At 68.5% G+C, this 12,512-nt stretch carries 15 protein-coding genes; 8 read left to right on the plus strand and 7 right to left on the minus strand.

What is annotated here, in order from left to right:
- Positions 1–8 precede the first annotated feature (8 nt).
- The gene (locus tag G6N16_RS01465; protein ID WP_234806003.1) at positions 9–407 is read left to right on the plus strand and encodes an SHOCT domain-containing protein; all 399 of its coding nucleotides are present in this window, start codon (positions 9–11) and stop codon (positions 405–407) included.
- Between the two features lie 272 nt (positions 408–679).
- On the opposite strand, the gene G6N16_RS01470 is transcribed toward G6N16_RS01465, so the two are convergent.
- The 3 genes from G6N16_RS01470 to G6N16_RS01480 all read right to left on the minus strand — a co-directional run bounded on the left by G6N16_RS01470 (position 680) and on the right by G6N16_RS01480 (position 3,605).
- Positions 680–1,792 carry an oxygenase MpaB family protein gene (locus G6N16_RS01470; protein ID WP_083033150.1) on the minus strand — a complete coding sequence of 371 codons (1,113 nt, stop codon included), beginning with the start codon at positions 1,790–1,792 and terminating at the stop codon, positions 680–682.
- Positions 1,780–2,463, minus strand: a complete 684-nt coding sequence (locus G6N16_RS01475) for a TetR/AcrR family transcriptional regulator (protein WP_163787726.1) — start codon at positions 2,461–2,463, stop codon at positions 1,780–1,782. The genes G6N16_RS01470 and G6N16_RS01475 overlap by 13 nt, the downstream gene beginning before the upstream one ends.
- 146 nt (positions 2,464–2,609) lie before the next feature.
- Complete coding sequence (locus tag G6N16_RS01480; protein WP_083033156.1) at positions 2,610–3,605, minus strand: DEDDh family exonuclease; 996 nt, start codon at positions 3,603–3,605, stop codon at positions 2,610–2,612.
- A gap of 89 nt (positions 3,606–3,694) precedes the next feature.
- Here G6N16_RS01480 and G6N16_RS01485 point away from each other — a divergent pair, with 89 nt between their 5' ends.
- Positions 3,695–4,993, plus strand: a complete 1,299-nt coding sequence (locus tag G6N16_RS01485; RefSeq protein WP_083033158.1) for a Mur ligase family protein — start codon at positions 3,695–3,697, stop codon at positions 4,991–4,993.
- Positions 4,990–5,700 carry a type 1 glutamine amidotransferase gene (locus G6N16_RS01490; protein WP_083033159.1) on the plus strand — a complete coding sequence of 237 codons (711 nt, stop codon included), beginning with the start codon at positions 4,990–4,992 and terminating at the stop codon, positions 5,698–5,700. The genes G6N16_RS01485 and G6N16_RS01490 overlap by 4 nt, the downstream gene beginning before the upstream one ends.
- 7 nt (positions 5,701–5,707) lie before the next feature.
- Here the strand turns inward: G6N16_RS01490 and G6N16_RS01495 are convergent, their stop codons facing one another.
- The gene (locus G6N16_RS01495) at positions 5,708–6,019 is read right to left on the minus strand and encodes a DUF4333 domain-containing protein (RefSeq protein ID WP_133052997.1); all 312 of its coding nucleotides are present in this window, start codon (positions 6,017–6,019) and stop codon (positions 5,708–5,710) included.
- A 220-nt stretch (positions 6,020–6,239) separates the two neighbouring features.
- Here G6N16_RS01495 and G6N16_RS01500 point away from each other — a divergent pair, with 220 nt between their 5' ends.
- Positions 6,240–6,557 (plus strand): hypothetical protein, encoded by a 318-nt coding sequence (locus G6N16_RS01500; RefSeq protein WP_083033162.1) that lies wholly within the window; start codon positions 6,240–6,242, stop codon positions 6,555–6,557.
- A 39-nt stretch (positions 6,558–6,596) separates the two neighbouring features.
- Here G6N16_RS01500 and recR read toward each other — a convergent pair whose 3' ends face one another.
- Both recR and G6N16_RS01510 read right to left on the minus strand, forming a co-directional pair.
- Positions 6,597–7,208, minus strand: coding sequence for a recombination mediator RecR (gene recR / locus G6N16_RS01505; RefSeq protein ID WP_083033164.1), 612 nt, complete (start codon positions 7,206–7,208; stop codon positions 6,597–6,599).
- 1 nt (position 7,209) lies between these two features.
- A complete protein-coding gene (locus tag G6N16_RS01510; protein WP_083033166.1) occupies positions 7,210–7,545 on the minus strand; it encodes a YbaB/EbfC family nucleoid-associated protein in 336 nt (111 codons plus the stop codon).
- 90 nt (positions 7,546–7,635) lie between these two features.
- Between G6N16_RS01510 and G6N16_RS01515 the strand changes: the two genes are divergently transcribed.
- A complete protein-coding gene (locus tag G6N16_RS01515; RefSeq protein WP_407663611.1) occupies positions 7,636–8,412 on the plus strand; it encodes an Rv3717 family N-acetylmuramoyl-L-alanine amidase in 777 nt (258 codons plus the stop codon).
- Here the strand turns inward: G6N16_RS01515 and G6N16_RS01520 are convergent.
- Positions 8,409–8,852: an SRPBCC family protein gene (locus G6N16_RS01520; protein WP_083033167.1), complete on the minus strand. Its 444-nt coding sequence runs from the start codon at positions 8,850–8,852 to the stop codon at positions 8,409–8,411. The two genes, G6N16_RS01515 and G6N16_RS01520, sit on opposite strands and share 4 nt — an antisense overlap.
- Positions 8,853–8,943: 91 nt before the next feature.
- Here G6N16_RS01520 and G6N16_RS01525 point away from each other — a divergent pair, with 91 nt between their 5' ends.
- From G6N16_RS01525 to G6N16_RS01535, 3 genes are read left to right on the plus strand one after another with little or no spacing between them, the layout of a single operon-like run.
- Positions 8,944–10,338, plus strand: a complete 1,395-nt coding sequence (locus tag G6N16_RS01525; RefSeq protein WP_083033169.1) for an FAD-binding oxidoreductase — start codon at positions 8,944–8,946, stop codon at positions 10,336–10,338.
- Positions 10,335–11,660: a class I SAM-dependent methyltransferase gene (locus G6N16_RS01530; protein WP_083033170.1), complete on the plus strand. Its 1,326-nt coding sequence runs from the start codon at positions 10,335–10,337 to the stop codon at positions 11,658–11,660. The genes G6N16_RS01525 and G6N16_RS01530 overlap by 4 nt, the downstream gene beginning before the upstream one ends.
- A 60-nt stretch (positions 11,661–11,720) precedes the next feature.
- On the plus strand, positions 11,721–12,512 hold the full coding sequence (locus tag G6N16_RS01535; RefSeq protein WP_133052998.1) for a hypothetical protein: 792 nt from the start codon (positions 11,721–11,723) through the stop codon (positions 12,510–12,512).

The raw sequence follows: 12,512 nt of genomic DNA on the forward strand, positions 1-12,512 counted from the left end.
GAGTGAACATGCACATGGAGATCGACTGGCAGAGCATCGGGGGTCTGCTCTGGTACACGATCATGATCTTCGCGTTCGTCGCGTACCTGATCATCCTGTTCCAGATCATCACCGACCTGTTCTGGCGCGACCACACCACCTCCGGCTGGGTGAAGGCGATCTGGACGGTGTTCCTGATCGTCTTCCCGTTCCTCACGGCGCTGGTGTACCTGGTCGCTCGCGGCAATGGCATGGCGCAGCGCGCCCGGGATGCCGCGCTCGCCGCGAAGGCGGAGACCGACAGCTACATCCGCGAGGCCGCAGGCCGTTCGCCGGCCCAGGAGATCGCCGACGCCAAGGCGCTGCTGGAGGCCGGGGCTATCACTCAGGCCGAGTTCGACTCGCTGAAGGCCAAGGCCCTGGCCTGACCTTTCGACGGTACGACGGCGCCCGGCAAGATCCGTTCCTGCCGGGCGTCGTCGTCTGTTTGTGAAGGTCAGCCGGTGTTGTTTTCGGCTGACCTTTTCCTCGCGCGCCCGTTCCTCGCGCGCTCGTTCCTCGCTTGCTCGTCGAGTCAGCCGGTGTTGTTTTCGGCTGACCTTTTCCTCGCGCGCTCGTTCCTCGCTTGCTCGTCGAGTCAGCCGGTGTTGTTTTCGGCTGACCTTTTCCTCGCGCGCCCGTTCCTCGCTTGCTCGTCGAGTCAGCCGGCTCGGGTCCCGATGAACTGCTCGGACTCGATCAGGCCCTCGTCGCTGGGCGCGAGCCCCTCCCCGAAGACCCGCTTCTCCTGCTTGGCGCGCAGTTCCTTGTGCGCCTCGGCGGGAATGTCGTAGCCGTAGCGGGCCTGCGCCTCGCGCGGGGTCATGATGACCTCGGACTGCGCGGGAATCCCGAGGATGGCGTGCGCGGCGACCGGCACCGTCGTCGGGACCATGTACTCGGCGATCCGCATGAACAGGGCCTTGTTCGAGTACACCGCGCGCAACAGGGTACGCAGCGACACCTGCAGGATCCCGTCGACCAGCCTGCTCTGGGACAGGCCGAACATCTTGCGGATGTAGGGCGGGTAGGTGGAGATCACGGCCCGGCGCAGCACGCCGGTGATCAGGTCGCGCAGCGGATGCGACCAGCGCGGCATGTCGGCGGGCATGACGAACTTGGACTCCAGGATGAAGTCGGTCATGTCCTGCGCCATCTCCGAGGCGGCGATCTTCGGGCGCCAGGACTCGAAGAAGGCCCGCACCTCCTCGCGGCTGCGCGGGACGTCCTCGACGGTGATGGTCTGCAGCTCAGCGGCCCGGGCACATTCGGCCCAGTACTGCAGCTCCTCGGCCTCTGTCAGCTTGCCGCCGCCGAACAGCTCGTAGCTGTAGAGGATCGAGTGCCAGGCGGTGACGTGGATCCACAACTGCGACGCCGGGTCGTTGGCGTCGTAGTGGCCGCCGGTGACCGGGTCGGTGCCGATCGCCTTGGAGTGCACCTTGACCAGGACGTCAGCGGCCTTGGTGGCGGTCGCGGTATCGCCGAAGGCGGCCAGGGCGAAGTAGCGCATGGTGCGCTCGTAGCGCGTGCGGGTGCGGTACCGGACGTCGCCGGTGCCCTCGACGGCGGCGTTGAGGTTGGGGTCGAGCTGCTCGATGGTGACCGCCCGGGTGAATCCGATCACCACCGAGCTGGGGTAGCCCCACACCCGCCAGGCCACCGAGTCCGGTCCGAAGAATCCGTTGTCGGCCGGGGCCTGGTAGTTGTCCCGGTAGTGGGTCACCGCGTCGAACGACTTCAGCTTGGCGATCTCACGTGTCAGTTTCGGCATTCGTCTTGACCTTCCATTGGGGAATTCGAATCGGAGGCACCCGGTTGCGCGGCGGTACCTTTGCCGCGCACGTCGCGCAGCAGCGGCAACGCCACCCGCAGCATCGAGTCGACACTGTCCTCGGTCGAGGGGCTGGGCAGGATCGCGTGGCTGATCATCATCCGGACCATGGTGTCGGAGTAGGCGCGGACGTCCTCGGGCTGCGCACCGGGCAGCGCCGCGCGGATGATCGACGCCATCTCGTCGACGGAGTGTTTGAGCAGCCGTTCGCCGTGCGTGGTCACCAGCGGCAGCAGGCTGGCCGCGGCCGCATCGTCGGTGAGCACCGCCCGGATGAGCGGGTTACGGCTCATATCGTCGACGATATGGCGCAGGCCCTCGGTCAGTGCCCGTTCCGGGTCATCCGGGTAGCGTTCCAACTCGCTGCGGGCGGTCTGCAGGATCAGGTCGACCTCGCGGTCGACGTAGGCGCGGGCGAGCTCGTCGCGGGAACCGAAGTACTTGTACAGCGTGGGTTTGCTGATCCCGGCCAGGGTCGCGATGTCGGCCATCCGGGTCTGCGCCCAGCCGCGGGTGCGCACGATATCCACCGTGGCCTGCAGCGCTACGTCGCGCAGCAGCGCCTTGGCCCGCTGCGTGAAACGGGAGCCGCCGTCCTTCTGGGGTGGCACCACGTCACCTCACTCTGCATCAACCTCGCAAGCCGTTTACGCCACGAGTCGCCGAATATGAGATGTTAACAAAATTGCGGATTGAGTAAAAATAGAAGACGCGCGCGTCACGGTCGCGATCCCGTTGTCAGCGGTGTCCCTACGGTTCAGAACAGCGCGAACTGGCCGTCGTCGGGAACGACGGAAACCTCCGCGGCGTCCGCGACGATGCCGCCGCCGGCGGAGACGTCACGGACCCCCGCCATGAACTCGGAATCGGTGAGCAGCGGAACGCCCAGCTCGCGGGCCGCCAGGCCCTTCCCGCGGGCGGAGCGGGCGTCGTTGCACACCACCAGTGACGTCTGCGGATCCACCGTGTCGGCATAGGCCAGACCGGCATACAGCATCCGCTCGACCAGTTCCTCGTGGGTACGGGAACACTCCGCGGACAGGGCCACCCGCATGCCGCGCAGCAGCGGGCCACCGTTGTAGCGGCCGGGGTTCTCATACGGGCACGGCAGCCGCGACGCCAGCGCCTTCAGCGGCCGCAGCTCCTCGTGGGTCACCCGGCCGTTGGGCCAGCGACGACGGGTCACCGGGCGCACCGGCAGCCAGACGTCGCGTTCTTCGGCCAGCGCCAGCGCCGGCACCAGCAGCTTCGACAGCACCAGGGCGTCGTCGAACGCGTCGTGCGGGCGGGTCTGGCACTGTCCCCAGTGCCGGGCGAGGGTTTCCAGCCGCACGTTGTCCAGGCCCAGATCCAGCCGTCGAGCCAGCTCCACGGTGCACATCACCGTCTCGATCGGCAGCTCGGCACCGGCCAACTCGGCCTCCGCGACCAGGAACGAGTAGTCGAATGCGGCGTTGTGCGCCACCAGGGTGCGCCCGGCCATCAGCTCGGCGACGTCACCGGCGATCTCGGCGAAGGTGGGCTGGTCCTCCAGCATCTCGGCGGTCAGACCGTGGATGTGGGTGGGTCCCGGGTCCACGCCCGGGTTCAGCAGGCTGGCCACCGATCCCTGCACCCGGCCGTCGGCGTCCAGCGCCAGCACGGCGACGCTGAGCACGCGGTGTTCCCCGGGGTGGAAACCCGAGGTTTCCACGTCGACCACCGCCCAACCCGACCCCGGTTCGGTGGCCGGCCGGCCCCAGCACTGACTCACACAGTGAGCATCGCACGCCGCACCGACAGATCCGTGTCCGACATCACCCGTGCCGCCCGCAGCCGAGGTGAATGCGTACATTTGTCCCCGTGATCACCGCCCGCGCCCGCCTGGCCCTGGCCGCCGGTTCCGCCGCGCGCTGGGCCTCGCGGACCACCGGCCGCGGCGCCGGCGCGATGATCGGCGGCCTGATCGCCATGAAGATCGACCCGACGGTGCTGGCCGAGCTGGGCCGGGGACGCCGGTCCGTGGTGGTAACCGGCACCAACGGCAAGTCGACCACCACCCGCATGGTGGCCGCCGCGCTGGCGACGCTTGGCCCCGCCGGCGGTTCCGGTGTCGCGTGCAATACCGAGGGCGCCAATATGGACGCCGGGCTGATCGCGGCGCTGGCCGCCAACCGCACCGCTCCCCTGGCCGCCCTCGAGGTCGACGAGATGCACGTCCCGCATGTCGCGGACGCCATCGATCCGGCGGTGATCGTGCTGCTCAACCTGTCGCGCGATCAGCTGGACCGGGTCGGCGAGATCAACCACATCGAACGCACGTTGCGGGCCGGGCTGGCCCGTCACCCGAACGCGATCGTCGTCGCCAACTGCGATGACGTGCTGATGACCTCGGCCGCCTACGACTGCCCGAAAGTCGTGTGGGTGGCCGCCGGCGGCGGTTGGGCCGGTGATTCGGTCAGTTGCCCGCGCAGCGGCGAGCTGATCGTGCGCGACGGCACCGACTGGCACTCCACCGGCGGGGATTTCCGTCGCCCCACCCCGTCGTGGTGGTTCGACGAGTCGGCGCTCTACGGGCCCGACGGCCTGGTGCTGCCCATGCAGTTGGCGCTGCCCGGCGCGGTCAACCGCGGCAACGCCGCCCAGGCGGTGGCAGCGGCCGTCGCACTGGGCGCCGACCCGGCCCAGGCGGTGGCCGCGGCGTCCAGCGTCGACGAGGTCGCCGGGCGCTACCGCACGGTCACCGTCGGCGCGCACACCGTGCGGCTGCTGCTGGCCAAGAACCCGGCCGGCTGGCAGGAGGCGCTGTCGATGGTCGACACCGACGCCCCGGTGGTGATCGCGGTCAACGGCCAGGTGCCCGACGGCGAGGACCTGTCCTGGCTGTGGGACGTCAACTTCGAGCACTTCGTCTTGCCTTCCCAACGACTGCCGGTGGTGGCGTCCGGGGAACGCGGCACCGACCTGGCCGTGCGGCTGGGCTACGCCGGCGTCACCCACACGCTGGTGCACGACCCGCTGGCCGCCATCGCCTCGTGCCCGCCCGGGCACGTCGAGCTCGTCGCCAACTACACCGCATTTCTGCAATTGGACCGCCGGGTTCAACGAGCGAGGAACGAGCGAGGCAGAGGCCCGGCGCAGCGAAACAGCCGGTTGCCATGAGCACCGTGCGGATCGGGCTGGTGCTGCCCGACGTGATGGGCACCTACGGCGACAACGGCAACGCGGTGGTGCTGCGCCAGCGGGCGCGGCTGCGCGGCATCGACGCCGAGATCGTCGAGATCACCCTGAGCGAACCGGTGCCCGACTCGCTGGACATCTACACCCTCGGCGGCGCGGAGGACTACGCGCAGCGGCTGGCCACCACACACCTGATCCGCCATCCCGGCCTGCAGCGCGCGGCCGAACGCGGCGCTCCGGTGCTGGCGATCTGCGCGGCCATCCAGGTGCTCGGCCACTGGTATGAGACGGCCGCCGGCGAGCGGGTCACCGGCGTCGGCCTGCTGGACCTGACCACCTCACCGCAGCCGGAGCGAACCATCGGCGAGGTGGCCTCCACTCCGCTGATCGACGGGCTGACCCAGCCGCTGACCGGGTTCGAGAACCACCGTGGCGGAACGGCTTTAGGCCCCGACGCCCGGCCGCTGGCGCGAGTCACCAAGGGGGCGGGGAACCGGCTCGGCGACGAGATCGACGGCGCCGTGCAGGGCAGCGTGATCGCCACCTATCTGCACGGTTGCTGCCTGGCCCGCAATCCGGAGCTGGCCGACTATCTGCTGGCGAAGGTGGTTGGCGAACTGCCGCCGCTGGATCTGCCCGAGGTCGACCTGTTGCGGCGGGAACGGCTGGCCGCGCCGCGGCGCGTGTGACCGGCGATCAGTTGTCGTCGGTGTGCCACTTGTAGTTGACGTCCGAACCGTCGACGTTGGTGACGGTGGCGGTCACCGGGTGCTCGCCGCCGCTGGTGGTCACCACACAGTGCTGCGTCGCATCGACTTTGGCGTCCAGGTCGCCGTCGCAGGCCACCGATTTGGCCTTCTGCTGCGGAACCTGCTCGTTCCACTGCTGCTTGATCTTGGTCTCGACGTCGGATTTGGACACCGTCTTGCCGATACTGACCGAACCGTGGCATCCGGAGAGCAGAGCGGCCGACACCAGCAGCGCCCCGGCAACAGCCCGTCGCGTCATGTTCTTCACGGTTAGGTCCCCTCACTCCGGCGGGTTTCATTCGACGTCACGACGCTAGCACCCGTCGTCCGCCGTTCCCGACGGAAAATCATCGCCCCAAAATTCCCGTTCGCACCCGCCCGGTTCGGCGTCGAAAAGCTCATCGGGCGGAATTCACCTTCGCGGTCTATCCTGGGCGCACTCACAGCAGATTCCCCTCAAATCAGAAGGATCGCCGCCGATGAATTTGGCAAAGACCGGGCTCGTCGCCCTCACCGTCGCGGGCGCGGTGACGCTGGCTCCGGCCGTGGCCGCACCGGCCTGGGCCGAGGAGCCCGACACCGTCGAAATCGCCGCCGACGATCCGCAGGCCCCCGACGACCCGAACAACCCCGACTACTGGGATTCCGGCGAGCACGCCGGCGGCACCGGTGAGGAGGCCCAGGACAACGGGCCGTCGTACAACAACCAGGACGAGCCCACCGGCGGTACCGGCGAGGATCCGGGCGAGCCGGACTTCACCATCGACCACGGCTCCGAGGCCGCCGGGGCCTTCTGACCCCGGAGCCCGCCCCGGTGGGTTCTGGTGATGTGGCGCTCAGCCCATCGCGCGGCGACCGGCCAGGGCCCGGCCCAGGGTCAGCTCGTCGGCGAACTCCAGATCCCCGCCCATCGGCAGCCCGGACGCGATCCGGGTGACGGTCAAACCGGGGATGTCGCGCAGCACCCGAGCCAGGTAGGTGGCCGTCGCCTCCCCCTCTGTATTGGGATCGGTGGCGATGATGACCTCGGCGACGTCGACGCCGTCGACCCGCTGGCCGATCCGGTTCAGCAGTTCCCGGATCCGCAGCTGCTCGGGACCGATGCCCGAGAGCGGATCCAGCGCACCGCCGAGCACGTGATAGCGGCCGCGGAACTCCCGGGTCCGCTCGACGGCCTGCACATCCTTGGGTTCCTCGACCACGCACACCGCAGAGGCGTCGCGGCGGGAGTCCGCGCAGATCCGGCAGCGCTGGGCGTCGGACACGTTGCCGCAGACCTCGCAGAACGTGACCCCGTCGCGCACCCGGCTCAGCGCGCCGACCAGCCGATCGATGTCGGGTGGTTCCACCGAGATCAGGTGGAAGGCGATGCGTTGCGCGCTCTTGGGGCCGATGCCCGGCAGTTTGCCCAGCTCGTCGATCAGATCCTGGACCGGTCCCTCGAACATCTCAGTAGCCGGGCATGCCCAGCGCCTGGCCCATCCCGCCGGCCAGCGGGCCCAGCCGGGTCTGCACCAGCTCGTTGACCTGGTTGGCGGCGTCGGCGAGCGCGCCGACGATCAGGTCCTGCAGGGTCTCCGGGTCGTCGGGGTCGATCACCTTGGGATCGATGGCCACCGCCGTCACCTGACCGCTGCCCTTCATGGTGACGCGCACCAGTCCGCCACCGGCCTGGCCGTGCACATCGGCGGTCGCCAGGTTCTGCTGAGCGGCCATCAGCTGCTGCTGCATCTGCTGCGCCTGGGCCAGCAACGCCGACATATCGGGCGGATTCCCGGGTTGCATGACAGTCCCCTTGCGTTTCGGTCTCGACTTGATTCCGCATTCCCCATCTGGGGCTTCGGCCCTTAACAGCCTAGTCGTCTGGCGGTTAGCGTGGCGCCCGTGCATCTGCGAACCCGCCCGCGTGTCGGAGCCGTGCTGGCCACCGCCCTGCTGACGGCGGCCGCCACGATGACCCCGTCGACCGCCCCCGACGCCGACGCCGCTCCGGCCAGCATCGCCGGGATGATCGTCTTCCTCGACCCCGGCCACAACGCCAACAACGAGGGCAACAGCGTGCAGGTGCCGACCGGTCGCGGGGGCACCAAAGACTGCCAGGCGTCGGGCACCTCCACCGATGACGGCTACCCGGAACACACCTTCACCTGGGACACCACCCTGCGGGTCCGTCAGCTGCTCACCCAGTACGGCGTGCGCACCGCCATGTCCCGCGGCGACGACGCCTCGCACGGGCCGTGCGTCGACGCGCGGGCCGCGATGGCCAACAGCGTGCACCCCAACGCGATCGTGAGCATCCACGCCGACGGCGGCCCGGCCACCGGCCGCGGTTTCCACGTGCTCTACTCCAGCCCGCCGCTGAACCAGGTGCAGGCCGGGCCCGCGGTGGTGCTGGCCAAGACCGTGCGTGACCAGATGCAGGCCTCCGGGCTGACCCCGGCGACCTACATCGGCTCCGGCGGGCTGATGGGCCGCTCGGATATCGCCGGGCTGAACCTGGCGCAGTACCCGTCGGTGCTGGTCGAGTGCGGCAACATGAAGAATCCGGCGGATTCGGCGTTGATGAAGACCGAGGCCGGACGCCAGAAGTACGCCGAGGCCATCGTGCGCGGCATCGCCACCTATCTTGTCGCGCAGAACCGCGCCGGTTAGGCCTGCTGCTCGACGACCGTCTTGAGCTTGGCCAGCACCCCGTCCTGAATCTTGCGCAGACCCAGCGGGGCGAAGGTCTTCTCGAAGAAGCCCTTGACACCGCCGGCGCCGTCCCAGCTGGTCTTGACTGTGACGGTGCAGCCGGTCCCGGCCGGTGCGACGGTCCAGTTGGTCACCAGCGAGGAATTGGCGTCCTTTTCGATGACGGTCTTGCCGGCCACGTCCACGTGGGCTTCGACCTCGCGCGAGCGGCTCTTGGTGGCCTGCAGTTTCCACGCGGCGACGGTGCCCGCGCCCTCACCGCCGGAGAGCACCCGGTAGTTGCTGTAGTTGTCGGTCAGGATCTCCGGCCGCACCTTCTGGTAGTCGGCGACCGCGGCCAGAACGGCGTCGGGTGCCGCGTTGACCAGGACAGTGCTCGTTGCGCTGACACGTGCCATCAGATGAATCTCCTTGTGTTCCCGCGGTGTTCTGCGATGTCGCTCCGCGCATCGCTCGCACGGCCCGTATTCCAGGACTAGCGTAGTAGGTGTGTATGTGCCGACCGACGATGCACCCGTCGCGCACACCGCCGGTGTGCAGCGACTTCTGGCCAGCTACCGGGCGATTCCCGCGCAGGCCACCGTCCGGCTGGCGAAGGGCACCTCGAATCTGTTCCGGGCCCGCGCGCGCAACACCGCACCGGGGCTCGACGTGTCCGGGCTGACCGGGGTGCTGTCCGTCGACCCCGTGGCGCGCACCGCCGACGTCGCGGGCATGTGCACCTACGAGGATCTGGTGGACGCCACGCTGCCCTACGGGCTGGCGCCGCTGGTGGTGCCGCAGCTCAAGACGATCACCCTCGGTGGAGCAGTCACCGGGCTGGGCATCGAGTCGTCGTCGTTCCGCAACGGGCTGCCGCACGAATCGGTGCTGGAGCTCGACATCCTGACCGGCGCCGGCGACGTCGTCACCGCCTCCGCCACCCAGAACTCCGATCTGTTTTTCACCTTCCCGAATTCCTATGGAACGCTCGGCTATTCGGTACGGCTGCGGATCGAGCTGGAGCCGGTGGCGCCGTTCGTGGAACTCACCCACCTGCGCTATCACGGGCTCGACGAACTGGTCGCCGACATGGACGACATCGTGAAAACCGGTGTGCACGACGGCCGTCGGGTCGACTACCTCGACGGCGTGATGTTCACCCCCGGTGAGGCGTACCTGTGTCTGGGCCGCCAGAGCGACGAACCCGGCCCGGTCAGCGACTACACCGGCTCGCAGATCTACTACCGATCCATCCAGCACGACAACCCAGCGGGCAAGACCGATCGGCTCACCATCGCGGACTACCTGTGGCGCTGGGACACCGACTGGTTCTGGTGCTCACGGGCGTTCGGCGCGCAGAATCCCCGAATCCGGCCGCTGTGGCCGCGGCGCTACCGGCGCAGCAGCTTCTACTGGAAACTCATCGGCTACGACCAGCGCTTCGACATCGCCGACCGGATCGAGGGCCGCAGCCTTCGGCGCCCGCCGGCGCCGCTGCGGGAGCGGGTCGTCCAGGACATCGAAGTGCCGATCGAGAACACCGCCGAGTTCCTGCAGTGGTTCGACGCCAATGTGCCCATCGAGCCGGTGTGGTTGTGCCCGCTGCGATTACGCGGCGACCAGGCGTGGCCGCTGTACCCGATCAAACCGCACCACACCTACGTCAACGTCGGGTTCTGGTCCTCGGTCCCGGCCGGGCCCGCCCCGGGTCACACCAACCGGGCCATCGAGAAGCAGGTCGCCGAACTCGGCGGGCACAAATCGCTGTATTCCGAATCCTTCTACTCCCCCGACGAGTTCGACGCGCTCTACGGCGGCACGAAATACCGTGCCGTGAAACAGACCTACGATCCCGACTCCCGACTGCTCGATCTCTATGCAAAGGCGGTGCAACGACGATGACAACATTCAAGGAGACCCCCATCAACGACGGCGCGGCGTCGCACTCCCGGATGTCGCTGGCCGAGATCCTGGAGGTGTTCGCCGCGGGCGAGGAACTGCCGCTGCGTTTTTCCGCCTACGACGGCAGCAGCGCCGGTCCCGACGATGCGCCCCTGGGCCTGGAGTTGCGCACCCCGCGCGGTGCCACCTACCTGCTGACCGCACCGGGCGATCTGGGCATGGCCCGCGCCTACATCTCCGGGGATCTGGAGATCCTCGGTGCGCACCCCGGCGACCCGTACCCGATGCTCAAGACACTGGCCGAGGATCTCGACCTCAAGCGGCCACCGGCACGGGTGCTGCTCGACGTGGTGCGGTCGGTCGGCATCGAGCGCCTGCGCCCGGTGGCCCCGCCGCCGCAGGAGGTGCTGCCACGGTGGCGACGACTCGCAGAAGGCCTGCGGCACAGCCGCAACCGCGACGCCGAGTCCATCCATCACCACTACGACGTGTCGAACACGTTCTACGAGTGGGTGCTCGGGCCGTCGATGACCTACACCTGCGCGTGCTATCCCGACGCCGACGCGACCCTGGAGGAGGCCCAGGAGAACAAGTACCGGCTGGTGTTCGAAAAGCTGCGCCTCTCGCCCGGGGACCGGTTGCTCGACGTCGGCTGCGGCTGGGGGTCGATGGTGCGCTACGCCGCACGCCGGGGCGTGCACGTCCTGGGTGTGACCCTGTCCCGCGAGCAGGCATCCTGGGCGCAGCAGGCGATCGACGCCGAGGGGCTGGGCGAATTCGCCCAGGTGCGCCACAGCGACTACCGCGACGTCACCGAGTCCGGCTTCGACGCGGTGTCCTCGATCGGGATGACCGAGCACATCGGGGTGGCCAACTACCCGGCGTACTTCAAGTTCCTGCAGTCCCGGCTGCGCCCGGGCGGGCTGCTGCTCAACCACTGCATCACCCGCCCGGACAATCGTGCGGACGGCAGCGCCGGCGGATTCATCGACCGCTATGTGTTCCCCGACGGGGAACTGACCGGGTCCGGCCGGATCATCACCGAGATGCAGAACGTCGGCCTGGAGGTGATGCACGAGGAGAACCTGCGCCACCACTACGCCCTGACGCTGCGCGACTGGAGCGCCAACCTCGTCGAGCACTGGGACGAGGCGGTGGCCGAGGTCGGTCTGGCCACAGCCAAGGTGTGGGGCCTCTACATGGCCGGCTCCCGGCTCGGATTCGAGTCGAATGTGGTTCAACTGCACCAGGTTCTGGCGGTGAAGATCGACGACCACGGCAACGACGGCGGCCTGCCGCTGCGTCCGTGGTGGACGCCGTAGCCGTCATCGGATCAAATTTCCGCTCTATCTCGGACTGGGACCCGGGTAGATTGACCGTCCATGACGCGGCGAAATCTCTGGTGCGTGCTGATTGTGGGACTGGTCGGCTTCCTGGCCGTGGGCTGCGGGGGTTCCGGCGGCGGTTCGTCGGCGCAGGGTTCGGGTGTGGTGTCGCCGTCGTCGACCGGTGATCCGAAGCAGGACCTGCTGGCCGCGTTGACCCGGATGGACCAGCTGAAGACCTACCAGGGCGACATGACGATGTCGATGTCGGGGATGCCCGGCGGCGGTGCCATGACCACCACCAGCAAGATTCAGACCGACGTCTCCGACAACGTCGTCTACCAGGTCACCGAGGTCAGCGGTGTCGGTCCGGGGCCGACCAAGCAGGAGATGCTGATCCGCGGATCCGAGATGCTGATGCGCTCGGACCTTTTCCAGCAGGCCTACGGCGGCGGTGCGGACACCTGGTACCGCGCGCCGTCCTCCGGGGCCGGATCCCAGGGCGCGACGCTGATGGTTTCGATGTACTTCGCACCCGCGGCTCAGGCGATCACCTCGGTGTCCAATGACGGCACCAAGCAGGTCGGCGGTACCGAGGTCACCGTCTACCGCGCGCAGCTCGACACCGAAAAGTTGCGTGCGGCAATGGCGTCCGCGGGCGCTCCGGCCGCCGTCGACGCCAAGGCCATGCCCGCCCCGAGCAGCATCGACTACGGCGTCGGCCCCGACGGGTACGTGCACTCCATCTCGTTCGATATGAACGGTCAGGTCACCATCGAGCTGCACGAGTTCGATTCGGCTTTGAGCCTGCCGAATCCGACGGACATCAAGGACCTGCCGACCTCGTAG

Origin of the sequence: Mycolicibacterium insubricum (assembly GCF_010731615.1) — a bacterium.
Classification (GTDB): domain Bacteria; phylum Actinomycetota; class Actinomycetes; order Mycobacteriales; family Mycobacteriaceae; genus Mycobacterium; species Mycobacterium insubricum.